Source organism: Lacrimispora amygdalina, assembly GCF_900205965.1.
Taxonomy (GTDB): domain Bacteria; phylum Bacillota; class Clostridia; order Lachnospirales; family Lachnospiraceae; genus Lacrimispora; species Lacrimispora amygdalina_A.
Genome location: NZ_OAOF01000003.1, coordinates 67,255 through 89,993, shown reverse-complemented (window position 1 = coordinate 89,993; position 22,739 = coordinate 67,255). Strand labels below are relative to the sequence as shown.

The following is a 22,739-nucleotide window of genomic DNA, read 5'->3' as shown; positions in this document are numbered from 1 at the left end:
GTCACCCCATTTCCTTAATCCGCGGATCAATCAGGCAGTACAGGATATCTGAGAACAGATTTCCCAGGATAACCAGAGTGGAAGACAGCACCAGAATAATCATAACGATTGGGTAATCCATTCCCTGTATCGCTTTGATAAAATAAGGACCAACTCCCGGCCAGCTGAAAACCGTCTCTGTAATGATAGATCCTGTAATCAGCAATCGAAACGCGATACCAAACCGCGTGATCACAGGTAAAAGCACGTTCTTGCATACATGCTTAAACATAATCTCACTCTTCGTCGCACCAAACGCCCTCTGTACCATAACATAATCCTCAGAAAACTGGGTCAGAGTAGAGGAACGGACATATTTAATATTTGGCGGCATAAACGCAATGGTAAGCGTGAGATACGGCATAAAAAAGTGCTTTAAAAAGTCAGCTATGGAAGATTCCTTCCCTACCGCATGCATTCCCACAATGGGAAGAAGCTTCAACTTATAACCCAGAACAAAGATAAGAAGCATGGCAAACCAGAAGGATGGAACCGCGATCCCCACAGATGAAACTGCGTCTATGATTTTATCAGCCATTTTGTTTTTATTGGCACCTGCCATAAGCCCCAGTACCACAGCCAGAATATAAGCGGTGATAAAAGCAGGAAGCACCAGTTTTACTGTATTGGGAATTCTGACTGCAAGATCTGCAGCAATGCTTTGTTTTGTTACAATGGAATATCCGAAATTACCGTTCATAATCCCGTCAAGCCAGCGGATATATTGAACATACACCGGCTGGTCATAACCGTACTTTGCTTTGATTAAATCGATTGTTTCCTGTGACATCTTCGGGGAGGTCATGGCATCAATGGCATCATAAGGCGCAAAATGCATCAGCGCGAAGCAAAGGACCGATATGAGCAGGATCATGGGAATGGCTGTTAATATCCGTTTCAGTATATACTTGGCCATATCATCTCTCCTTAATAAAGAAAGAGGTGTCTGCTGCTTAAGGGCAGCAAAACACCATTCTCTCTTTTTTGCAGCTGCAATTTTACTTCTTCTGTAACTTGGAGGTGTCCTCAAAGGTATAAACTGGAACCAGCTTTGCATCTTCAATTCCAGTTACATTTTTAGAAACCACTAAAAGACGTTTGTTGGAATACATTGGATAGAAACAGGCTGTATCCTGAACCTTCTTCTGAAGATTGGTGTAGATTTCTTTTCGTTTAGCCTCGTCTGTTTCTTTCCGTCCCTGAGCAAACAACTCATTGATTTCAGGCTGATCATAGTACATATAATTGTATGCAGCGCCTGTTTCAAATAAGCTGGAGAAAGTGTCAGGGTCAATTCCCATAATATAACCGCCAAAGTACATATCGTAAGAATTGTTCTTATCTTTCATCTGCTGGCTGAGTGCCTTAGAATCAACACCTGCAAGAGTAACCTTAAATCCTGCTTTCTCAAGCTGTTCCTGAACCATCAGTGCTGAAGTGGACTGTAAACTGTCTGATCCGCTGTAACCAAGAGTCAGTTCTGGTTTCTCCACTCCGGAAGCAGCAAGATATTCTTTTGACTTTTCAAGGTTCTGCTCATATTTCTCCACATCTTCTGTAAAGAACTTGCTGTTTGGAGGCATGAAGCTCCATGGCAGATCATAGTTATCAGAGCTTAACAATGCTGCATCTGCAATTGCTTTTTTATCCAGAGCATAGAGAATTGCTTTTCTTAAATCCTCATTCTGCACACGGCCTGCATTGATCATCATATAGCCCACGCGGCCTTCCTGATACGGATATACCGTTAAATTGGCAGAATCCAGATCCATCTGTGCTATCTGAGCCGGAGTGCCGATCCATGCATCTACTTCGCCGCTCTGAATGGCTGTCATGGCTGTATTCTCATTCTCAATAATACGGTATACAATATTGTCAATGGAAGGAGCGCCAAGGAAATAGCTCTCATTCTTCGTAAACTTCACATAGGAACCTGCAGAGTACTCTGACATTACATAAGGTCCGGTTCCAACTGGCTTTGTATTAACATCATTATTTTCAAAATTAGTTACATTCTCATAAATATGCTTTGGCATAATGAAAATCTGGGAGAACATCTCCACTGCTGCAGAGTTTACGAAAGGCATGGTTAATTTAACTGTATAATCATCAACCTTTTCAATCTTTACAGCACCTTCCGGATAAACCAGCTGAGAATAAGCCCAGCCTGCGTTCTCTTCCTTCTCCATAGCCTCAAATGTGAAAACAACGTCGTCAGCAGTAAACTTCTCACCGTCTGACCATTTAACGTCATCACGCAAATGCATGGTGTAAGATAAGTTATCATCAGAAGTATCAATGCTCTTTGCCAGGAAATAGTTAATTCCGTCGGCATTGTACATATATAACGGAGAATAGATCATCTTAAGCGTCATAAGACCAAAACGGTCACTGGTAGTAATTACATTTACATTGGCACCCGGATCTCCTGCGATAGCATAGGTAAAGGTGCTTTCTCCTCCTTCTGACGGATTCGCCGCATCCGCTGTTGTCTCGCCACCACCTGCTGTACTGCCGGATACTGCTGTGGTACCTTCTGCTGACGGATCTTTGCCGCCGCACGCGGTAAGTCCTCCCAGCACCATAACAGCTGCCAAAAGAAAGCCCGCACGTTTCATAAAATTCTTTTTCATAATTTTCTCCTTTCTTTACTGTCCCTAAACTCATCTGTCCTTAATCAGAAAAAGTTAAAATCATTATATACCGACTTACCTACTTTTTTCAACACTTTTCGACATTAATCCTATTTTTCTATAGTTTTTATATGTTAATCATAGTTTTTCCATTAAGCAGGTAGTAAAAAAGACAGTTGTTAAAACCAGCAACTGCCTTCTTTGGCATATGATATATCTATTATGAACAATGTTGTATTTATGATATTCCCTTTTTTATATATTTCGAATGGAGAAGGTTCTTTCATATGGGGTATAGTCATTGAAATACAGAGTAAAGCCGGCGGTGTTGATCTCTTCACCTGAGTAATGTCCGCCGAATTCATGTGTTCCAAATCCCGGTCCAATGAGAAGCTTCTGATCTCCGTGAAGAAGATTAAGAAAGCCATCCCGAAGCACCATCTCTCCGCCTTTTTCTGCTCTCATATGAAAATGCTCATTTTCCAGAACGCTGCCTGCAGGAATACAGATTTCAACACGTAGAGGCGCTTTGTCAAGTCCCTCTGCTTTCACGGACACTTCCATGCCGTCGATGAGCTCTTTCAGAGTGACAGTCATGCGGATTTCACTGCTGTTTAAAATATCCCGCTTCTTATGATCCATTTTCCACCAGTCTGTTGTGTCCTGTTTTTCTTTAAACGGAAGATAATACCAGCCTTTTGCAACAGAAGTTAAAACGCAGACTCCATCTTTTTCTTCCATTGTCTGAGGAACAAAGTTACGGATATCGCAGTAGCTCTCTCCTATTTTTAAGTATACCAGTGTTTCCTTAAATTTTAAGAACAGAAACGCACTTTTCCCTTTGAGGATACTGTAGCCATATCGGGAAGTCTTTCCCCTGATTACACCAGCTTCCTCAAAAAGCTTATGGTACGTATCTAAGAAGCCATATCCTTTCAATTCATACTGCTCCATAAAATCATGAAGCATTATAATATGCAGGCATTCAGGCGCCATGTCGCCCCGTTCCATATTGTCTTTGATAATCTTATGGGCAGCCCGGTCAAAGATTTCCTCTCCGGTTTTTGCGGCCATATATAAATACTGGTAAAAATACTTGTCCGGATAATCAGCCTTCCCCTGATCCTGTCTGGTGGAATTCTGTGTGAAAATCGTATCGTCGGGATCAATGTAAAAGAGCATCATTTTTAAGTTCCGCTCCACATATCCCAGATAGCTTTCCTCGCCGGTTTCCTCATACATTGCCATCATGGCATTGTTTACCACTGCATTGTAATTGCCGGTAGAGCGCTCTGCATACTCCCCTTCCTCATTGCCGTCAATCCCTTCCGCCAGATACTGGTCTGCACGGGCAAGCAGCTGCGTGGCAAACTCCGGATTTTCTTCTTTTACCAGATTTGCCCCCTGCATCAATGCAGCTGTAATTCCCCAGCGGTGGTTGGGAGTGTGAAATCCTCCGGTCAGGAGAGCGTTTAAGGATTCTTCCAGTATAAAACGGTAACCGTCCTTCAGTTTTTCCAGCTCGCCTACTTTCGTATATTTTAAAAACAGGCGGTAGGTTGCAATCAGACGTTTAAAGCAAAAGGAGGTGTCCGGTGCAGATTTAAAATTGCAGGAGGGATAATCAAAGCTTCCATCCTCTCTCTGGCAGTTTGCGATAAAGGTCACGGCTGCTTCCATGGCACGAAGAAGAGCAGCATCCTTGTAATACCTGCTTTGAGAATTCAAATAAACTGATGCTGCATCTGCCATCACATAGATGGTGGGCTTGACCTCTAAAATAGCACGTTTCATCCCTCCGTAAAAAGGGTCTTTTTCGTCTGTTACCTGTGTACTTAAAAAATGATCCACCCGCTTCTCTGCGGAACGTATCAGATGTCCCATATACCGTTTCATAATTCCTGTCCTCTTTTCTTCTATTCTAATAGCGCAGCTCCAATCAGCCCGGCATCATTGTCTAACACCGCTGCAGTAATCCTTGTCCTGCGCTTTGAGGTTCTTGCATAATCTTCCTGGTCTATGATTCTTTTTAACGGATCTAAGAGTAAATCTCCAGCTTTGCTGATGCCTCCGCCAATGCAGATTAATTCCGGCTGGAATATATTGATTAAATCCAAAAGCCCCGCTGCCAGGTACTCGACGTATCGGTCAAATACGAAAAGCGCAGCAGCATCCTCTCTTCTGACTCCGTCAAAGAGTGTTTTGCCCTCCACGTTCTCAATCTCCCCTTCGCACAGCTCCCAGAGAATGGATTGGGGATTATCCAGCATCGCCTCTTTTGTCTGTGAAATCAATGCAGTGGCAGAAGCATAAGCTTCAAAGCAGCCTTTTCTTCCGCAGTTGCATACAATTCCGTTCCGGTCAATGGTGAAATGTCCGAATTCACCAGCCGCATAGTTCACTCCCTCATATAGCTTTCCGTCAAGAATGATTCCGCCGCCAACCCCGGTTCCCAGAGTCACAGCCAGCATGGAGCTTACGCCTTTCCCGCTTCCTGCCGTATATTCTCCCCATGCCGCAGCATTGGCATCATTATCAAAACGTATTTTTTTGCCCGGCAATGCCTTCTCCATCATGGATACCAGCGGCTCATCATAGAATCCCAGATTATTGGCATACTCAACTATTCCGGTCTCTTTATTAGCGGTTCCCGGGACGCCCATGCCCACAGCTTCTATCTCTTCCCAGGAAACATTTCCCTCCTGTGCCGCCTTCTTTGCAAGGTCCGCCATATCCTCAACGATCTCCCCTGCACTTCTTCCGCTTCTGGTTGGCACAGACAGGCGGGTGAAAAGTGTTCCGTCTTCTCCTACCAGACCGGCGGCAATATTGGTTCCCCCTAAGTCTATTCCGATATAATACTTCATTCTCTATCCGCTCCCTTTCCGCGCACAACTGCCGGAGCGCAGCTGCACCCCGGCATTTTTCTTTCATTATCATCTCCGTTTACGAAGAAACCAGGACTCCAGCTGTTCCATACCTGCATTCACCACCAGCTGTTTTGGAAAATTCAGGCTGTTTAACATGGCAAGAGCCTCATCAAACTGTCCCACACTCCTGCAGAAATGTGCATCTGAGCTGACAATGACAGAAACGCTGTATTTCATACAGAGTCTGGCAATGGTCCTGCAGTTTTGCGCGGAATCTTTCCTGACACGGAAAGTCCCTTCGTTAATCTCCACAAGTTTACCATTTTTACCTAACTCCGGTATTACCCGTTCAAAATCATACTCATAGCAGGCAGTTCCGCTATGTCCGATGATGTCTATCAGAGGATTTTTGGCTGCGTGAAGATATGCTTCTGTATGGTCTTTTATGCTTCCCGGCGGGATCACATCCTCATGAAAAGAGGCTATGGTATAATCCAGCCGGTTTTCTATGGTATCCGGACTTAAATCAATCTCTCCGTCAAAATTTATAAAATTCAGCTCTGCCCCGCGAAGTACACGGATCCCATCCACCCATTCCGGAAGCACACGCAGATTTCTGAAATGCCCCTCCGGTGCTCCGTCCGGATGAGCCGGACAGTGGTTGCTGATTCCTACCGCTAAAAGTCCGGCAGCCTTTGCCGCTGTGATATTTTCATAAACGGTACTATAACCATGCCCGCTTACATCTGTATGCGTGTGTAAATCTGCAGTAAGACGCTTTATCATAATTTTTCTCTTTGCTTTCTCGTAATCTTACTTCATGAGTATATCTCTTTTTACCGCGGTTCTTCTACCTTATTTTTGTTTTTCTGTTGAAATTTATTGCACTTTTTGTTTTTATAGACTATCCGTTAATCGAATCAATCCGTTTGTCGTTGGACAGGCGGAGAACCAGGTCATTCTTTTCATAGCCGGCCGGATAAAGTAAATCAAGTTCGATCTTGGTTGCGTCCTTGGATTTTCCTATTTTTACGTTAAGCACCTTTACCTTATCTTCGTTGAGTTTATGAAACAACTCTGTTATAACTGCGTCGTAATGGGAGGTACTGATTTTCAGCATACACCGATACGGTTCCTTTGATAGAAATGGTACGTCATGGAGCAGAACCTGTATCATAACCAAAAGAAACGCTGAACCGCAGCCCAGATAATAAGCACCGGCACCAATCGCCATTCCCACTCCTGCTGTTGCCCAGATACCGGCAGCCGTAGTCAGACCGCTGACGGAATTATTCTTAACAAAAATAACACCAGCTCCCAGAAAACCGATTCCAGACACGATCTGGGCAGCAATTCTGGAAGCATCAAATTTAGGAATATCCTGAAAACCATACTTGGATACAACCATCATAAGAGCAGCCCCCATCGCCACAATGGCATGGGTTCTCATTCCTGCCCCTTTATTCCGGTTTTTTCTTTCGTATCCGATTAAATATCCGGAAAAACCAGCTGCAATGATTCGAAAAAGCAAACTGGTCTGATACACCAGATCATACCGTTCCACCCAGCCAATCACCATCTGTTCCAATTGATACACGATAACCCCTCTTTTCTATGTTGAACTGTATCTTATAAAATATGCTACTAATTTAACATGTTTAAACAAAAACGTCAGCGCAGTATTTGCTTTTTCCATGTTAGTTTCTATGCAGTTTTTGTACTCTATAGTCCAGCACAGACAGATTGCAAAAGGACCTGCCAGTCAGCCAGCAGGTCCTATGTCTTACATTATAATCTCAGAAATTCTTACCGGTCTGTGCTCTTTTACAGATTTCTTAGCTGCGATTCCCATTAACACCGGTTTTAAACCATCTAATACACCAAGAGGAGTGTCTGTATCCTTCTCAATGGCTTCGATAAAGCAGTTTACTTCCTTAGCAAAGGACTGCATATAACGCTCTAAGAAGAAGTAAAGCGGCTTCTCACCTGTTACTCCATCTGCAGTGCTTAAGACAGCACTGGATTCTGTATCATTAGCAGTCGCAACCATTCCCTTAGATCCGAACACTTCCGCTCTCTGGTCATATCCATAAGCCGCTTTTCTGGAATTATCAATCACTGCAATCGCACCGTTCTCCATCTTGATTGTGATAACAGCAGTATCCACATCGCCGGCTTCTCCAATGGCAGGATCAACTAAAACAGCAGACTGTACATAGATCTCTTCTGCATCACATCCAGCCAGATAACGCACCATATCAAAATCATGAATGGTCATGTCAAGGAACATACCGCCGGATACAGCCGCATATTCTGCGCTGGGCGGCTCAGGATCTCTGGAAGTCACCTTGATAATATGTGGATCACCGATTTTTCCTGCTGCAACTGCATTTCTCACCGCTTCAAAGTTATGGTCAAAGCGGCGGTTAAAGCCTACCTGATATTTCACCTTGCTGTCCTTTAATGCATCGATCACTTCTTTAATCTTCTCTACGTCATGGTCAATGGGCTTTTCGCAGAATACATGCTTTCCAGCCTTAATTGCTTCTACAGAGATGGGAGAATGCGTGTTTGTGGAAGAGCAGATCAACACTGCATCGATCTCCGGATCAGCCAGAATCTCCTTGTAATCACTGGTTGTATTGGTTACGCCCATGCTCTTTGCCCAGTTTGCTGTTTCCTCATTCATAAATGGGTCAGCGATTGTCTTAATTGTAGCATTCTTAACAATATTGCAGATGCTTGTGGTATGAACCTTTCCGATTCTGCCTGCTCCGATAATTCCTACGGTTACCATAATATTCTTCTCCTTTTATCTTTAAAATTAAAGACCTGTTTTTTCAGCAATAAATTTTCTTGCGCGGATTGCATATTCCAGAGGATTTGCCTTAGCCGGATCCTGCTCCGCTTCTACTACCATATAACCCTCATAAGCTGCGTCTTCCAGCACCTTGAAGATCGGACCAAAGTCCACACATCCGTCTCCCGGAATGGTGAATGCACCTGCGCGTACGCCTGCTAAGAAGCTCATCTTCTCTTCCCTCACCTTTTTTACTACTTCCGGACGGATATCCTTTAAATGTACATGTTTGATGCGGTTGATATGCTTTGTTACCATTTCAACCGGATTCTCGCCGCAGTATGCAAAGTGGCCGCTGTCAAAAAGCAGACTTACATATTCCGGATCTGTATGTTCCATCATACGGTCTGTCTCTGCTGCAGACTGTACAACCGTCCCCATATGATGGTGGAAGGTTAATGCCACCCCGTATTTTTCTTTAGAAAGCTTGCCAAGTCGGTTTAAACCATTGCAGAGAAGATCCCATTCTCTGTCATCCATCTCATGCTTTCCTTCAAAAACCGGCTGATCCTGAATTCCCTGTGTGCTGTAACTCTGCTCAGATACACCCACTACCTTAGCGCCCATAGCTGCTAAGAAAGCTACATGCTTTTCAAATTCTGCCTCAGTCTCTTCGTAGGGTTTGCTGATTAAGAATGTAGAAAACCATGCGTTGCAGATCTCCACCCCTCTTAATTCGAGAGCCTTCTTTAAAACCTCCGGATCTTTCGGGTACTTGTTACCCACTTCAGAACCGGTAAATCCTGCAAGTGCCATTTCGCTGACGCACTGCTCGAAGGTATTCTCCTTACCCAGATCCGGAAGATCATCGTTGGTCCATGCAATTGGTGCAATTCCTAATTTTACTTTCTCCCTGTTTAACATTTTTGCTTCCCTTCCCTGTCTTATCATATTTTTATACCGCTGGTTTCGCGGCGATTAACCCCTGTGTTATTCAAATTTGGCATCATGCAGCCACAAGTAACGTTCATCTTCGTTGCGGTCTGTCTGATTCCACGGATTTCCCTCCAGATGGCGGATCATCCAACAGGTATACATCTGGAATCCCGGCGCAACCGCCTGGGGATGAAGCTCCCCTCCCGGAATTGCGGAAAAGCTGCCGTCTGTGCTTTTAAACACCTGATCTCCCACAAAGCTTGCACCGAATCCTTCCGGACGGTCAAACAGAAAATAATAGGTCTCAGGCTGTGGATGCCTGTGGGGTAGATAACCAGACCAGTTTCCCCTGTCATTTAAAACCTCTCCCAGCACCATATTGGAATAAGGAGCGATCTCAATGTCAAAAATCGTATTCACCCGGCGTTTTGCCACATTACCAAACTTACCTACAGCGGAGTATTTCCAGGGTGCATCTTCCGGCTGATACAGCTTTGCTTCAAATGCTTTCTCATTTTCAGCTGACTGGACTAAAATCTCAGAATCCTCTTTTGCTTTTACAGAAATTTCTGTACCTGCACAACCATGCAGACACCACGGTCCTTCTGTAAAAACATCAATTCTTGAAGCTTCCTGTTCTATACTTCCTCCGCGATATACAATTCTTCCTTTTAAAAGAAGCACCGCTGTTTCTTCCTTCTCTTTTAAGAACGTCCTGGTCTCTCCTGCTTTCATGCGGTAAACCCGAATGTCCATTCCCATATCTTTATACTCATTGGTATAAGTGGTTAAAATCTTTTCTCCGGACTCATCAAATTCCGGATATCCGAATACCTGACCCATAGTTTTCTTCCTTTCTTTCGATGTCCGTTTTTAATACTTTCTGGCTTCATTTCTTCCTTCCAGGACTCTTTCCCATGCCTCATTTACGCTGACCTTCTGGGAAACATCGGCAAGTCCTACGTTCCACCAGGACTCATACCCGTCGGACATAGTCTTTGGAATCACCTTTAAGTCAAACAGACATGCTTTTTCCTGACTCTTCGCATCCTTTAAGGCATCTTCCAGCTCCCCGATGGTACGGCAGGTATAGGTTTTCAGGCCATAGCCCTCTCCGATTTTTGCATAGTCAACAGGTATTAAATCACCAGTTGGTTTTTTGCCGTCTGTATATCGGAATTCTGTCGCAAGACTGCCGATACCATGGTTCATCTCCAGATTGTTGATACAGCCAAATCCGCAGTTATCAAATATCAGGATATTAACTTTCTGTCTTTCCTGCATAATGGTCATGATCTCACTGTGAAGCATCTGAAAACTGGAGTCGCCCACTACACAGTAAACCTCATGTTCCGGTTCTGCAAATTTTACGCCCAGGGTTGCTGCCACTTCATATCCCATACAGGAATATCCGTATTCTGCGTGGTACCCGCCCCGTTTGTCGGTGGTCCACATACGCTGCATACAGCTTGGAAGGGAACCTCCCGCAGTAATAATGGTAGCATCTTCATCAATCACTCTTCTGATGGCTGCAAGTGCGGCGGTCTGGGTAATCTTACCATTGGTCAGGCGGACAAATTCCGGAATCGTTCTGGGATCTCTCGCCTTGATAATGGGTTCGAAATCATCTCCTGTATACTGAGTGCTGCCTAAGCGCACCATTTCTTCAGCCCATTTCTTTTTGGCATCTGTGATCTCGTTTTTGTACTGAGATACATACTGCTTTTCTCTCAGTTTTTCAGTCAGTGCCTCTACCGTTACTTTTGCATCGCCCACTGCCATGGACGCATCCATCTTATAAGCATGAAATCTGCTGTTATTGATCGTAACAATCTTCACATTTTCTCTCTGAAACAGCCACTTGGAGCTGGTTGTAAAATCGCTCAGTCTGGTACCGATGGCGATTACCACATCCGCGTCCTTTGCAATGACATTGGAGGCATAAGTACCTGTTACTCCAATTCCGCCCAGGCAGTACGGATGGCTTGATTTACAGGCACTCTTTCCTGCCTGACTCTCCCCAAACGGAATTTTGAATTCTTCACAGAATTTTTCTACGGTTTCACCTGCATCTGAGTAACGGACGCCTCCGCCCACGATTACAATCGGTTTCTTCGCCTCAGAAATGATGTCAGCAATTTCTAAAAGCTCTTCCTCTACTGCCACAGGTCTGGTAATCTTATGAACCCGTTTCTTAAAGAAATACTCCGGATAATCAAAGGATTCTCCTTCCACATCCTGACATAGGGATATACAGCATGCCCCTGTCTCTGCCGGATCGGTTAGCACACGCATGGCATTGATCAGTGCGCTCATAATCATCTCCGGTCTGGTAATCCGGTCCCAGTACTTGCATACCGGTTTAAATGCATCGTTGGTCGTGGTAGCAAGGCTGCTGCTCTGCTCTAACTGCTGAAGCACCGGATCAGGCTGTCTGGAGGCAAAGGTATCCGCCGGAAATACAAGAAGCGGGATATTATTAACCGTTGCTGTAGCGCAGGCAGTCACCATATTGGCAGCACCCGGTCCAACCGATGAGGCGCAGGGGATAATTCTTCTGCGCTGATTCTGTTTGGCAAATGCGATAGCCGTATGGCACATGCCCTGCTCATTTCTGCCCTGAAGGACCCGGAGCTGGCCCGGATCTGTATCCAGAGCTTCTCCCAGGCCGACTGCAATTCCATGACCGAAAATCGTGAAAAAACCTTCAACAAACTTTATTTCTGTTCCATCCACTGAAACATACTGGTTATCCAGGAACTTTACCAGTGCCTGTGCTGTTGTCATCCTTATCGTTTTTGACATGTTCCGCTCTCCTTTTTATTTATTATACACGGGCGATCATCTCACCGAATTTTTCCTTTTCATCTCTGATAAATGCATGCACTTCCTCTGGTGCAGGCAGAGAATCCGAGCAGTTATTGCTCTTTACCATCATGGACGCCTCTGCTGAACCAAATTCCAGGCAGTCAATAATATCCCAGCCCTGATACAGACCATATAAGAAACCGGAGCCATATCCATCTCCGCCGCCAAAGCCTTTTCTGGCCTCTACCGGGAACGGTTTGATGGAAAACGACTGTCCGTCGCAGGTGTATGCCGTAGACCCCTTCATACCATGCTTAATTACAACGATTTTCGCATGATAACCCTGCCACAGTGCTGCACTTTCTTCATCAGTCATACCAGGTCTGATCAGCTTTTCTGTTAAGTCAAATTCCTCTCTTGAACCCATAATGATATCAGCTTCTTTTGCAACTGCAGAATAATAAATAGAAATCTCATCCTCATTTTTCCAGTTATAGGCCCTGTAATCAATGTCAAATATAATTCTGACATCATTTCTTTTCGCCAGCATCACGGTCTTAAGAGCGGCTTCCCTGGAAGGACTCTGGGCAAGTGCGGTCCCGGAAATCAAAACAGCCTTTGCCTTTTTTATATATTCTTCATCGATATCTTCCACATCCAGCTGTAAATCAGCAATGCAGTTGCGGTACATTAATATGCTGCTTTCGCTGGAGGAGAGCATCTCCGTAAATGTCAGTCCCAGTTTCTCACCATTTTTGCATGGGGTAATATGCGACGTATCGATCCCCTGCTCATTAAAGTAATCCACTACAAATTCACCGAACTGGTCATCTGACACTTTCCCGATAAATCCGGCTTTCATACCATGTCTTGTCACGCCTACGGCGATGTTGGCCGGAGAACCGCCCACAAACTTTTCAAACATGTGAACCTTCTTAAGCGGCTTAAATTCTTCCTTCACCTGCTCATTGTAAGCCGGGTTAAAATCAATTGCCACCCTGCCAAGAAGGATTAAATCAAACTCCCGGGCTTCGTCAAATTTTACATATTCCATCGTTACACCTCTCCCATCTGTTTTGCGTGCTTTTTCCCTCGTCTCATGTGCCTATATTATACCACGCACGCAGTCCGCGTGCAAGCAATTTTACACGGATAATTAAAAAAATCAGGACCTGTTTTTTATGATAAACAAACTCCTGATTCCACTTAGTTTTTAAATATTATATTTTGTTTTAATAATAATATCCGTGTAAAAATATTCCTGCTCTTTCCTGCTTCCTGACTGCATAATATCTGCAAGTATAAACAGAGCCCGGTACCCCTGGGTATAGCCGTTCTGATCAATTAAAAAATCGGCGATTCCCTCTTCCAGAGCACGGATATTCCCTGTGGTTAAATCATAGATGATGATATGAGGCTTTTTCTCCAGATCCAGCTCTTCAAACGCCTTTTTTATCCCCCCCTGTCCTCCAGAGAATATCACCGCACCCTGCAGATCCGGATAGGCAGTCAGGGTATTTAAAAGGATCTTCTCCACTTCCTCCTTTTCATCAAAGCTGCTCTGCACGCCCACAAGCTCAAGCTCCGGAAATGTTCTTTTTATTTCTTCCACAAACCCATCTACACGCATGCTGTTCACGCTGTTTCCAAAATATCCGGTAATCGCAAGAATCTTCCCCTGGCCGCCGGTGAGCATCCCCATAAGGCCCGCTGCCGTGCGGCCGCTCTTTTTGTTATCCTGGCCCACAAAGCAGCTGCGTCTGGTTCCCACGATATCTGTATTAAAGGTGACAACCGATATCCCCTGCCCGATGAGGGCATTGATTTTATCCCTGATTTTATCACATTCCACCGGCATGATTGCAATGCCGGAAACCTTGCTTTTTTCCAGCCGTTCCAGTGCCGCCAGCTGTTCCTCTTCACTGACAGTAACACATTCCTCCGTTACGAAACTGATCCCTCTTTTTTTCAATTCCCTTTGTGCGTCCTCTAAGCCTCTCCTGATTGGAATCATGAAAGAGGATTTGGAAAGCTGGGTTACAATACCGATACTAACCGGCTCCCTTTTCACTGACTTTTTGTCCTTCTTCGGCACATAGCCGATTTCATCTGCAATCTGGAAAATCCGCTCTGCCACCTCCTTGCTGATCCGTCCTCTGTTATTTAAAGCGCGGTCTACCGTTCCTCTGGACACACCTGCTCGTTCTGCTATTTCCCGAATCGTTCCCGCCATCTTTTCTCTCCTTTAAGAAATTCACTTTACCAATCATATCACACATAAAAATAGCACGCAAGTATATGCGTGCTATTTTTCACAAAAAGATTTATTAGATTGTACCATCCCAGGTATTTACGGTTGTGGATTCACCTGTTTCTTCGTCAAACCATCTGGTGGTAACAACTTTGTTTTCTGTATAGAAGCGGTATCCATCTTTTCCTAAGCAGTGAAGGTCTCCGATAAAGGACAGCTTGTTTCCGTTGAATGGGAACATACCAACGGGAACCGGGATTCCTACGTTAACGCCGATCATACCGCCGTCGGTGTGTCTTGCAAACTCTCTTGCATAGCGGCCGTTCTGGGTAAAGATTACGGAACCGTTGGCGTATGGATTGGCATTCATTACTTCCAGTCCTTCTTCAAATGTCTTTACTCTCTTAATGCAAAGAACCGGTCCGAAGATTTCTTTTTCTCCCACACTCATTTCAGGAGTTACATGATCAAGAATGGTAGGCCCTAAATAAAAACCGTTCTCATAGCCTTCCACTACCACGTCGCGGCCGTCCAGTACCAGCTTGGCACCTTCTGCGATTCCTGTTTCAATCCATTTAACAACTGATTCTTTGTGTGCCTGGTTAATAACCGGACCCAGATTGGTGGTCTTGTCGTAAGCAGGTCCTACTTTTAACTTCTTAGCCTGAGCCACAATCTCTGCCACAAGCTTATCTGCAATCTCTTCCTGTACTACTACAACAGGCAGTGCCATACATCTTTCACCTGCGCAGCCAAAAGTGGAATTGATGATTCCTGCTGCTACACGTTTCACCGGTGCATCTTTTAAAACCAGAGCATGGTTTTTCGCTTCGCAAAGAGCCTGAACTCTCTTACCTGTGGCTGCAGCTGTGGAATAAATATGCTTTCCAACAGATGTGGAACCTACGAAGGTGATACCTTTTACATCTTCATGAGTAAGAAGAATCTCTGCTTCGTTTCTGGAGCAGGTAACAATATTAATGACACCATCAGGAAGCCCTGCTTCTTTGTACAGCTCTGCAATACGCATGCTGGACTGAGGTGTAAAGGAAGCTGCTTTTAAGACAATGGTATTTCCGCAGGCGATACACATGGGAGTCATCCAGCCCATGGGAATCATCGCCGGGAAGTTAAATGGCACAATACCGGCAAATACGCCCAGAGGCATACGGTATAAAACAGTATCAAATCCGCTGGAAGCGTCCATTAAGCTTTCTCCCATCATCAGTGACGGAGCGCTGATGGCCTGCTCGGTTCCTTCCTTTGCTTTCAGAACATCGCCCTGAGCCTCATCCCAGTTTTTACCGTTTTCTTTGGCTACCAGCATAGTCAGTTCATCCATATGCTCAATCAGCAAATCTCTCAATTTATAGAGGATCTGTACTCTCTTAATTACCGGAGTTGCCGACCAGGATGGAAATGCCGCTTTTGCTGCTGCCACAGCCTCTTTCACTTCATCCGGAGTACAGCATGGTACTTTTGCAATCACTTCACCGGTACTTGGATTGTAGGCATCTGTATACTTATTTGTTGCAGACTCCTTCCACTGACCGTTTACAAAATACTTTAATGTTTTAACTTCTCCCATCTTTCTATCCATTCCTTTCTCTGCAGTTTTATTTTTATGGTAATAATAACATCAGTTGTCTTAATCATGAAAATGGCAGCGGCTCTGCACAGTTGAATATTCTGATATGCTGCTTCACATTCTCATAAACTCCCTGGACCATGGCTTCATTCAGTCCGAAGTAATCATGTTTCCCTTCCGATTTTAAATATGCCTCAGCTTTTTGTGTAAGGCTGTCAAAACTGGCTGTCGCAATGTTGATCTTACGTATTCCAAGGCCAGCTGCTTTTCTAAAATCTTCCGGGGTAATTCCTGTTCCGCCGTGAAGGACCAGAGGTATCTCTGTCATTTCGTCTATGGCTTTTAAAATATCAAAAGCCAGTCTCGGTGCTACCGGATAGTTACCATGGGCGTTGCCGATGGCTACTGCCAGTGCATCCACACCCGTCTTTTCACAAAATACTTTCGCATCCTCCGGATTGGTGCAGCGGATTCCTTCATCTGTGCTGCCATCCTCGCTTCCGCCTACCAGACCAAGCTCCGCCTCTACTGTGGCTCCGTATTCTCCGGCAAGAGAAACAGCCTCTAAAGTCTTTTTTATATTCTCTTCAAAAGGAAGAGTAGAGCCGTCCATCATGACTGAAGTAAATCCGTAATCCAGAGCCTGTTTTAACACCGCTAAGGTCTTGCCGTGATCTAAATGAACCGCAATATCCACCTTCGCATTCCTGGCAGCCTCTACCATCATAGGTCCCATGAAACACAGGGGCGAATGGGGCAGCCGTACTTCTGCGATCTGTAAGATAATAGGAGTGTTCATTTCCTCTGCTGCCTTCACAGCCCCCTTCACCATCTCTAAATTCCCCACACTGAATGCTCCTGCCGCCCGGTTCTGCTCCGACGCCTGCTTCAGCAGTTCTTTCATTTTTACTAATCCCATGCCTTGTTCCCTCTGCTTCCTCCCTTTTGTGAGTATATTTTGATTTATTTATTGTTATGTGTTGGTTATATTCTACCACTGAACTCTACAGAGGTCAAGATATACTACGAAAATTTTTTCGAAATCTGGTTATCTATTGGTGATTTCTTGATATTTTTTCTTGTATCTGGTATAATAGGAAGGCAGCAGCAGATCTAAGGAACCAGAGAATAAGGAGCATGAGTATGAGAATTTCCCGAATTGATCAAATAGAGCAATATATCATTGAACATAAGTCCGCATCCATTGATACCCTGTGTGAGTTATTTCAGATATCCAAAAACACCCTGCGGCGGGATCTGGAAGTACTTGTATCCAGAGGGAATGTGGAAAAAGTGTATGGCGGCGTCATTGCATCTGAAAATATTTTACCCATACCGGATCTGGTTACCTTTCAGGACAGGGCCAGCCGTAATTTTTTAAGCAAGCAGAGAATCGCCGCCCTGGCTGCTTCATTCGTGAGGGAGCGGGATATCATATTCATAGACAGCGGCACTACAACCATGAATATTGTGGACTATCTTACCCATTTAAATACAGTCACAGTCATAACAAACAGCATCCAGGTCATTAATAAATCCATGAATTATCCAAATATTAATCTGATTGTTCTCCCTGGCACGTTAAAAAGGGATACTGCCTCTCTCACCGGCAGCTCCTGTGTGGAATATTTAGAAGATTATAATATTGTACGTGCTTTTATGGCATGCACCGGGGTTTCTGTGCTTTCAGGCGTCTGCAACGCATCCACTGATGAGTACAATATTAAAAAAGCAGCATTAAAAAAAAGCCAGAAGCATTATCTTCTGGCAGATTCTTCAAAGTTTGGACGGGCATCTTTAATGACCTATGGAGACATGAATCAGTTCGACTACATTTTAACCGAAAAAATGCCGGATGACGCATTCTGTTCTTATTGCAAAGAACAAAACTGCGCCATTTCCGTTGCATCTCATGAGGATTAGACGGTGATATCCTCAGCCCGGCATATGGTGACATCCTGCTTGTAGAAAGGCCTCATGCTTTCTGCCACATGGATCTTCACATGTTCAAAACGGATATCCTTTGCATACTCTGCATATATTCCGGATATTTTCGTACGTATCAGTCCATCTCCCTGGCAGGGGCGGATATCATATCCCTCAATCTCCCAGCGGGAGTTTTTCTCCAGAGTGAGATGGATGTTATCAAAACTCACATCTTCAATATAGTTGTCTTCACTGCCGCGGATAAAGATTCCGTTCTCTCCTTTGCAGCTGATATTCTCAAACCGCACATTCCTGATTTTTCCGGCTTTTACCCCAGGTTTTCTGTCATGAGCCGTGATGCAGATTGGTTCTGCTCTTCCCCACCACTCATGGGAGAACCGGCGTGTTTCAATGGTAATATTAGAAAATACCACATTCTCTACATTTCCCCCATCCCGAATCTGTATGGAGATACCTCGATTGCTTTTGCTGATGGTACAGTTTTCTACCAGTACATTTCTAAAGTCACATTCTCCTTCTGTACCGAATTTAATGGCTGCACTGGTGGAAATCAAAGTGCAGTTGGAGATTACGATATTCTCACAGGGACCGTATTGATTATAGTCACCGGAATTTTTTAATACGATAGCATCGTCGCCGCATTCAATGTGGCAGCCGATAATTCGTACATTGGTGCAGTGGTCCGGATCAATACCGTCGGAATTTGCCATCTGTAAGTTATTTAAAAGACGGATTCCCTCAATTAAAACATCATCGCAGCCCACCAGATGAACCGTCCAGAACGCACAATTTATAAGTCTTACATCACGGATGGTAAGATGGCGGAATTTTTCTAAAAGCATCAGGGGAATTCTGGGGTAATAAGTACCTTCTATGTGATAACCGGAATTATCCCCGTAAAAAATAGATTCATTGGCATCTATGGTGCCCAGACCGGTGATCGCCACATTCTCCTGGTCATAGCCATAGATAAATGCATGAAACGGTCTGCCGTTATATTCGCTGTTTAAAAAAGAAGGAAGACCGGATTCATGAGCCACAATCCTGCCGCCGTTTGCCAGAGGATAATAATCGTTTAAATCACTGCTGGCTTTTAATACGGCTCCCATCTCCAGATGAAGTTCCACATTTGATTTCAAAAGAATTGAACCGCTGTTATAGATATGTCCGCCTGGAAGCAGTACCCGTCCGCCGCCTGCGCCGGTACATTCATCAATCGCTTTCTGAATCGCCCCTGCATCGTTTCCGGTCCCATCGCCTTTTGCTCCGAATTCCAATACATTGTAAATCATAATTTCCTCCATTTCCTGTATCTGAACAAGATTGTACTATTAAACTGCCCAATTATATCAATTTAACCAGGCAAATGAAAGGTCTAACTATAAAAAAAAGACAGAGACGTACAAAAAAGCTGTTTTTTGTACTGCCTCTGCCATTTTTTAACCTTTTAAACCAGATGTACTGATACCCTCCACCAGATATTTCTGCAGACTGATAAAAATCAGAACTGCCGGCATGATGGACAGCGTTGCCATTGCAAACATAGCCCCGTAATCGGAGGAGGAGCCAGGATCACTAAACAGCTTTAATGCAAGGCTGACCGGATACTTTGCGGACTCGTTGATATAAAGAAGTGCGGAAAGAAAATCATCCCATCTCCACATAAAGGAGAAAATACTTGCTGTAATTAATGCCGGTGTGATCAGCGGAAGTATAATTCTGACAAATATGCTGTAATAGGAGCAGCCGTCAATCTTCGCCGCTTCATCAAGCTCTCTTGGAATTCCGTCAATAAAGTTAATCATCAGATAGATGAAGAAGCCCTGGATTGCAAAATAATAGGGGACAATCAGGGGCAGGTAGCTTCCCACCCAGCCCAGCTTCTGATACCACAGATACTGGGGAATCATTAACACCTGTGCAGGCAGCATCATGGAAAGGAGCATGGCTGCGAACAGGAACCTTCTCCCAAAAAAGCTGCATCTGGCCAGACCATAAGCCACAAAGGCCGAGGAGAATACCGTACCTAAAGTGGCAACAATTGCAATAAACAGAGAGTTTCTGAAAAATATGATAAATCCTATTTTTGCAAACCCTTTCCAGCCGGTCGAGTAATTGGAAAATACAAACTTTTTGGGAATCAGCTGGCCCGCTGTTGTGAAAATGGTATTGCTCTCCTTAAAAGAACTCATGATCATCCATACCAAAGGATAAATCATGATCAGACCAAGGCCGCAGACAATAACGTGATAGAGAATCCCGCCAATTCTTTTCCTTGTTTTCATGGTTTTTACACTCCTTCCGTATAGACCCAGAATTTTTTAGTAGCAAATAGAAGTAACGTAATCAGCCCGATAATTCCAAGCATCACCCATGCCAATGCTGCGCCGTAACCGGTATTGTAGAATTCAAAAGACTGCTGGTACATATAAACAGTGTAGAACAAGGTGGAATTAAGGGGTTTCCCCTGTGTAATAATAAAGCACTGTGTAAATGCCAGAAATCCGTTGATTGTCTGCATCACCAGGTTAAAAAATATGGTTGGTGTAAGAAGTGGAAGCGTGATCTTAAAAAACTGGGAAAACCGGTTTGCGCCGTCCACTCTTGCCGCCTCATAAAGCGTAGTGGGAATCTGCTTTAAAGAAGATAAAAAAATCAGCATGGAAGAGCCAAACTGCCAGACTGCCAGTATGATCAGTGTCCAGATCGCTGTATTTACGTTTCCAAGCCATGGAAAGCTGGACTTGATTCCTATCAGCCGCAGCAGATGATTCACCACTCCGTCCGTAGCAAACATACGCTTCCAGAGAATCGCCACTGCCACTGAGCCGCCGATTATGGACGGCAGATAGTAGGCTGCACGGTATAATCCTGTCACTCTTGTTGTTTTAAACAGTATCAGTGCCACAATCAATGCAAATACCAGACGCAGGGGAACCGATACAAATGCAAAATAAAAGGTAACGCCGATGGTTTTAAAAAACACCGCATCGTCCGTAAACATCTTGATATAATTTTTCATGCCTGCAAATACTGGCGGTGCCAGAATATTGTAGTCACAAAAGGAATAGTAAAGGGATAGTCCCATGGGAACTACCATGAACAACAGAAATCCGATGGTAAACGGAAGGCTGAATACGAATCCTGCCGTGCTTTCCCTGTTCATAAAATGTCTGAAGTTCTCCCTCTTTTTTTCTTTCATATACGTCCCCTCCGTTCACACATGACTGCTCTTATTAAAAACCGGGGCAGAGCTTACCCTGCCCCGAAACTACCGGTAATTATTTCTCGCTCATAATCTTGTTGGCACTGTTAAAGAATTCCTCAGCAGCTGTCTTCGAATCATATGTACCATAGCAGAGCTGCTCCTGAACCTGATTTAACAGATTAAATACTTCACTTGCTCCATCCGGCTGGGGCGGATTGATCGGTGAACTGTTTGGAGTAACCACTTCATTGATATAGCGGATAATTTCCTGGTTGATGGCATCCATTTTCGGTGAAAGCTCTTCTGCAATCTTGCTGGATGCAGGAACGCCTCTTTCGCCTAACAGAATGTTATTTGCATCGCTGGAATTAGTCAGGTAATCTAATACCTTCACTGCTTCATCCGGATTCTTTGTATGTGCGCCGATGGAGAAGAACTGGCTGGACTTTAAGTACCCGGACTTCTTTGGATCAGGAGACGGCCAGGTAGTCATACCAATGGTCACTCCTTCCGGAGCCGCATTCTGCACTGCTGTCAGCTGGTTGGAGTTTGCGAATGCACACCAGGACATGGTCTCCGGACTGGAACCATATACCAGGGGATCCTGTTCAACAGAACCTATGGAAATCTCTGCAAATACGCCTGGATCAATGAGCCAGCCTTCTTTTAACCCGGTCTCATACATCTGGAAGAACGGAATGTAATCCTCTGCCTTTCCGCCCATCTTTTTATCACCGAATAAAACCACATCGTACGCTCTCATAAAATAATCCAGATATGTCTGGGCAGTTCCGTATACGATGGAAGTTTTATATCCGGTTTTTTCATATACCTGACGGCATACTGCTTCAAAATCATCAATTGTCATATAATCTTTTACTGTGATACCATTTTCATCAAGCAGGGTCTTGTTGTACATCATGGCCGGAGAGTTGATTCCTGCGCAGATTGCATAAACTCCGCCGTCAACTATTCCGGAAGCCATGGTATTTTCCGATATATTGGATACATCGAGTGCTCCCTTTTCTATGTAAGGCTTTAAATCAACTAAAAGTTCATTCTTCACATACTGGTCTATGTACATATAATCCATCTGAACAATATCTGGAAGTGCCTGTCCTGCTGCTGATGTAGCCAGTTTATTCCAGTAATCCGACCACTCGGAGAACTGTCCTTCAATCATTACTCCTTTATTCTGCTGTGAATAAAGATCTAAAGCGGCCTGAGTTCTCTCATTTCTGACCTGGTTCCCCCACCAGCTCATTGTCAGTTTCATGTCACCGCTTTCACCAGAGGCTTCCTTAGAAGGAGCCGCAGTCGCTGCCTGTGTCGTTGCAGGTGCCTGTGTTGCTGCAGTCGTGTTATTTGCTGAATTTCCCCCACAGCCTGCCAGAGCGGCCGCTGCCATACAGCACGACATCAGTAATGCAATTTTTTTCTTCATAATACCTTCCTCCTTGAATTATTAACTTTTCTTAGGTAGTTTTATTATACGTTTCATAGAATGGGGCGTAAATGTGTAAAACCGAGTTGGAAGTGGAAAAAACCGAGTTTTTTTGTTTATTTTGTATATTTTAAAATGTTTTATGTTGAATTATTGTTACTTTTTATATATAATCTCTTTATCACAACAAAGAATTTCCTTAATGAGGAGAACGT

General features: G+C 44.3%; 19 protein-coding genes. 1 reads left to right on the top strand and 18 read right to left on the bottom strand.

Going from position 1 to position 22,739, the window contains the following annotated elements:
- Position 1: 1 nt before the first annotated feature.
- From CRO04_RS05250 to CRO04_RS05185, 14 genes are all read right to left on the bottom strand, one after another.
- The gene (locus tag CRO04_RS05250; RefSeq protein WP_097003185.1) at positions 2 to 955 is read right to left on the bottom strand and encodes an ABC transporter permease; all 954 of its coding nucleotides are present in this window, start codon (positions 953 to 955) and stop codon (positions 2 to 4) included.
- An 82-nt stretch (positions 956 to 1,037) separates the two neighbouring features.
- Positions 1,038 to 2,672, bottom strand: coding sequence for an ABC transporter substrate-binding protein (locus CRO04_RS05245; RefSeq protein WP_097003184.1), 1,635 nt, complete (start codon positions 2,670 to 2,672; stop codon positions 1,038 to 1,040).
- A 255-nt stretch (positions 2,673 to 2,927) separates the two neighbouring features.
- Positions 2,928 to 4,568, bottom strand: a complete 1,641-nt coding sequence (locus CRO04_RS05240; protein ID WP_097003183.1) for a hypothetical protein — start codon at positions 4,566 to 4,568, stop codon at positions 2,928 to 2,930.
- Positions 4,569 to 4,588: 20 nt separating this feature from the next.
- Positions 4,589 to 5,539, bottom strand: coding sequence for an ROK family protein (locus CRO04_RS05235; protein ID WP_097003182.1), 951 nt, complete (start codon positions 5,537 to 5,539; stop codon positions 4,589 to 4,591).
- A 69-nt stretch (positions 5,540 to 5,608) separates the two neighbouring features.
- Entirely contained in the window at positions 5,609 to 6,328 is a 720-nt protein-coding gene (locus CRO04_RS05230) for a phosphatase (protein ID WP_097003181.1), read from the bottom strand.
- A 118-nt stretch (positions 6,329 to 6,446) separates the two neighbouring features.
- Positions 6,447 to 7,139: an MgtC/SapB family protein gene (locus tag CRO04_RS05225; RefSeq protein WP_278321355.1), complete on the bottom strand. Its 693-nt coding sequence runs from the start codon at positions 7,137 to 7,139 to the stop codon at positions 6,447 to 6,449.
- 186 nt (positions 7,140 to 7,325) lie between these two features.
- Positions 7,326 to 8,339: an inositol 2-dehydrogenase gene (gene iolG / locus CRO04_RS05220; RefSeq protein ID WP_097003180.1), complete on the bottom strand. Its 1,014-nt coding sequence runs from the start codon at positions 8,337 to 8,339 to the stop codon at positions 7,326 to 7,328.
- 27 nt (positions 8,340 to 8,366) lie between these two features.
- Positions 8,367 to 9,266, bottom strand: a complete 900-nt coding sequence (gene iolE, locus CRO04_RS05215; protein ID WP_097003477.1) for a myo-inosose-2 dehydratase — start codon at positions 9,264 to 9,266, stop codon at positions 8,367 to 8,369.
- Positions 9,267 to 9,332: 66 nt separating this feature from the next.
- Positions 9,333 to 10,121 (bottom strand): 5-deoxy-glucuronate isomerase, encoded by a 789-nt coding sequence (locus CRO04_RS05210; protein WP_097003179.1) that lies wholly within the window; start codon positions 10,119 to 10,121, stop codon positions 9,333 to 9,335.
- A 30-nt stretch (positions 10,122 to 10,151) separates the two neighbouring features.
- On the bottom strand, positions 10,152 to 12,083 hold the full coding sequence (gene iolD, locus CRO04_RS05205; protein ID WP_097003178.1) for a 3D-(3,5/4)-trihydroxycyclohexane-1,2-dione acylhydrolase (decyclizing): 1,932 nt from the start codon (positions 12,081 to 12,083) through the stop codon (positions 10,152 to 10,154).
- A gap of 22 nt (positions 12,084 to 12,105) precedes the next feature.
- Positions 12,106 to 13,140: a 5-dehydro-2-deoxygluconokinase gene (gene iolC, locus CRO04_RS05200; RefSeq protein ID WP_097003177.1), complete on the bottom strand. Its 1,035-nt coding sequence runs from the start codon at positions 13,138 to 13,140 to the stop codon at positions 12,106 to 12,108.
- Between the two features lie 159 nt (positions 13,141 to 13,299).
- Positions 13,300 to 14,319 carry a LacI family DNA-binding transcriptional regulator gene (locus tag CRO04_RS05195; protein ID WP_097003176.1) on the bottom strand — a complete coding sequence of 340 codons (1,020 nt, stop codon included), beginning with the start codon at positions 14,317 to 14,319 and terminating at the stop codon, positions 13,300 to 13,302.
- Between the two features lie 94 nt (positions 14,320 to 14,413).
- Positions 14,414 to 15,937 carry a CoA-acylating methylmalonate-semialdehyde dehydrogenase gene (locus CRO04_RS05190; protein WP_330400782.1) on the bottom strand — a complete coding sequence of 508 codons (1,524 nt, stop codon included), beginning with the start codon at positions 15,935 to 15,937 and terminating at the stop codon, positions 14,414 to 14,416.
- Between the two features lie 52 nt (positions 15,938 to 15,989).
- Positions 15,990 to 16,844 (bottom strand): class II fructose-bisphosphate aldolase, encoded by an 855-nt coding sequence (locus CRO04_RS05185; protein ID WP_097003175.1) that lies wholly within the window; start codon positions 16,842 to 16,844, stop codon positions 15,990 to 15,992.
- Positions 16,845 to 17,068: 224 nt separating this feature from the next.
- Between CRO04_RS05185 and CRO04_RS05180 the strand changes: the two genes are divergently transcribed.
- Complete coding sequence (locus CRO04_RS05180) at positions 17,069 to 17,848, top strand: DeoR/GlpR family DNA-binding transcription regulator (RefSeq protein ID WP_166432472.1); 780 nt, start codon at positions 17,069 to 17,071, stop codon at positions 17,846 to 17,848.
- On the opposite strand, the gene CRO04_RS05175 is transcribed toward CRO04_RS05180, so the two are convergent.
- The 4 genes from CRO04_RS05175 to CRO04_RS05160 form a co-directional block, all read right to left on the bottom strand.
- Positions 17,845 to 19,164: a glycoside hydrolase family 28 protein gene (locus CRO04_RS05175; protein ID WP_242974347.1), complete on the bottom strand. Its 1,320-nt coding sequence runs from the start codon at positions 19,162 to 19,164 to the stop codon at positions 17,845 to 17,847. The genes CRO04_RS05180 and CRO04_RS05175 overlap by 4 nt on opposite strands.
- Positions 19,165 to 19,311: 147 nt before the next feature.
- On the bottom strand, positions 19,312 to 20,157 hold the full coding sequence (locus CRO04_RS05170; RefSeq protein WP_097003173.1) for a carbohydrate ABC transporter permease: 846 nt from the start codon (positions 20,155 to 20,157) through the stop codon (positions 19,312 to 19,314).
- A gap of 5 nt (positions 20,158 to 20,162) precedes the next feature.
- Positions 20,163 to 21,074: a carbohydrate ABC transporter permease gene (locus CRO04_RS05165; protein ID WP_097003172.1), complete on the bottom strand. Its 912-nt coding sequence runs from the start codon at positions 21,072 to 21,074 to the stop codon at positions 20,163 to 20,165.
- 79 nt (positions 21,075 to 21,153) lie between these two features.
- A complete protein-coding gene (locus CRO04_RS05160) occupies positions 21,154 to 22,524 on the bottom strand; it encodes an ABC transporter substrate-binding protein (protein WP_097003171.1) in 1,371 nt (456 codons plus the stop codon).
- Positions 22,525 to 22,739: the final 215 nt, after the last annotated feature.

What these genes read in the sequence shown, in the direction of transcription:
- CRO04_RS05250 (WP_097003185.1), bottom strand. Translation starts at nt 955, where the DNA reads ATGGCCAAGTATATACTGAAACGGATATTAACAGCCATTCCCATGATC.
- CRO04_RS05245 (WP_097003184.1), bottom strand. Translation starts at nt 2,672, where the DNA reads ATGAAAAAGAATTTTATGAAACGTGCGGGCTTTCTTTTGGCAGCTGTT.
- CRO04_RS05240 (WP_097003183.1), bottom strand. Translation starts at nt 4,568, where the DNA reads ATGAAACGGTATATGGGACATCTGATACGTTCCGCAGAGAAGCGGGTG.
- CRO04_RS05235 (WP_097003182.1), bottom strand. Translation starts at nt 5,539, where the DNA reads ATGAAGTATTATATCGGAATAGACTTAGGGGGAACCAATATTGCCGCC.
- CRO04_RS05230 (WP_097003181.1), bottom strand. Translation starts at nt 6,328, where the DNA reads ATGATAAAGCGTCTTACTGCAGATTTACACACGCATACAGATGTAAGC.
- iolG (WP_097003180.1), bottom strand. Translation starts at nt 8,339, where the DNA reads ATGGTAACCGTAGGAATTATCGGAGCAGGCAGAATCGGAAAGGTTCAT.
- iolE (WP_097003477.1), bottom strand. Translation starts at nt 9,266, where the DNA reads ATGTTAAACAGGGAGAAAGTAAAATTAGGAATTGCACCAATTGCATGG.
- CRO04_RS05210 (WP_097003179.1), bottom strand. Translation starts at nt 10,121, where the DNA reads ATGGGTCAGGTATTCGGATATCCGGAATTTGATGAGTCCGGAGAAAAG.
- iolD (WP_097003178.1), bottom strand. Translation starts at nt 12,083, where the DNA reads ATGTCAAAAACGATAAGGATGACAACAGCACAGGCACTGGTAAAGTTC.
- iolC (WP_097003177.1), bottom strand. Translation starts at nt 13,140, where the DNA reads ATGGAATATGTAAAATTTGACGAAGCCCGGGAGTTTGATTTAATCCTT.
- CRO04_RS05195 (WP_097003176.1), bottom strand. Translation starts at nt 14,319, where the DNA reads ATGGCGGGAACGATTCGGGAAATAGCAGAACGAGCAGGTGTGTCCAGA.
- CRO04_RS05190 (WP_330400782.1), bottom strand. Translation starts at nt 15,937, where the DNA reads ATGGATAGAAAGATGGGAGAAGTTAAAACATTAAAGTATTTTGTAAAC.
- CRO04_RS05185 (WP_097003175.1), bottom strand. Translation starts at nt 16,844, where the DNA reads ATGGGATTAGTAAAAATGAAAGAACTGCTGAAGCAGGCGTCGGAGCAG.
- CRO04_RS05180 (WP_166432472.1), top strand. Translation starts at nt 17,069, where the DNA reads ATGAGAATTTCCCGAATTGATCAAATAGAGCAATATATCATTGAACAT.
- CRO04_RS05175 (WP_242974347.1), bottom strand. Translation starts at nt 19,164, where the DNA reads ATGATTTACAATGTATTGGAATTCGGAGCAAAAGGCGATGGGACCGGA.
- CRO04_RS05170 (WP_097003173.1), bottom strand. Translation starts at nt 20,157, where the DNA reads ATGAAAACAAGGAAAAGAATTGGCGGGATTCTCTATCACGTTATTGTC.
- CRO04_RS05165 (WP_097003172.1), bottom strand. Translation starts at nt 21,074, where the DNA reads ATGAAAGAAAAAAAGAGGGAGAACTTCAGACATTTTATGAACAGGGAA.
- CRO04_RS05160 (WP_097003171.1), bottom strand. Translation starts at nt 22,524, where the DNA reads ATGAAGAAAAAAATTGCATTACTGATGTCGTGCTGTATGGCAGCGGCC.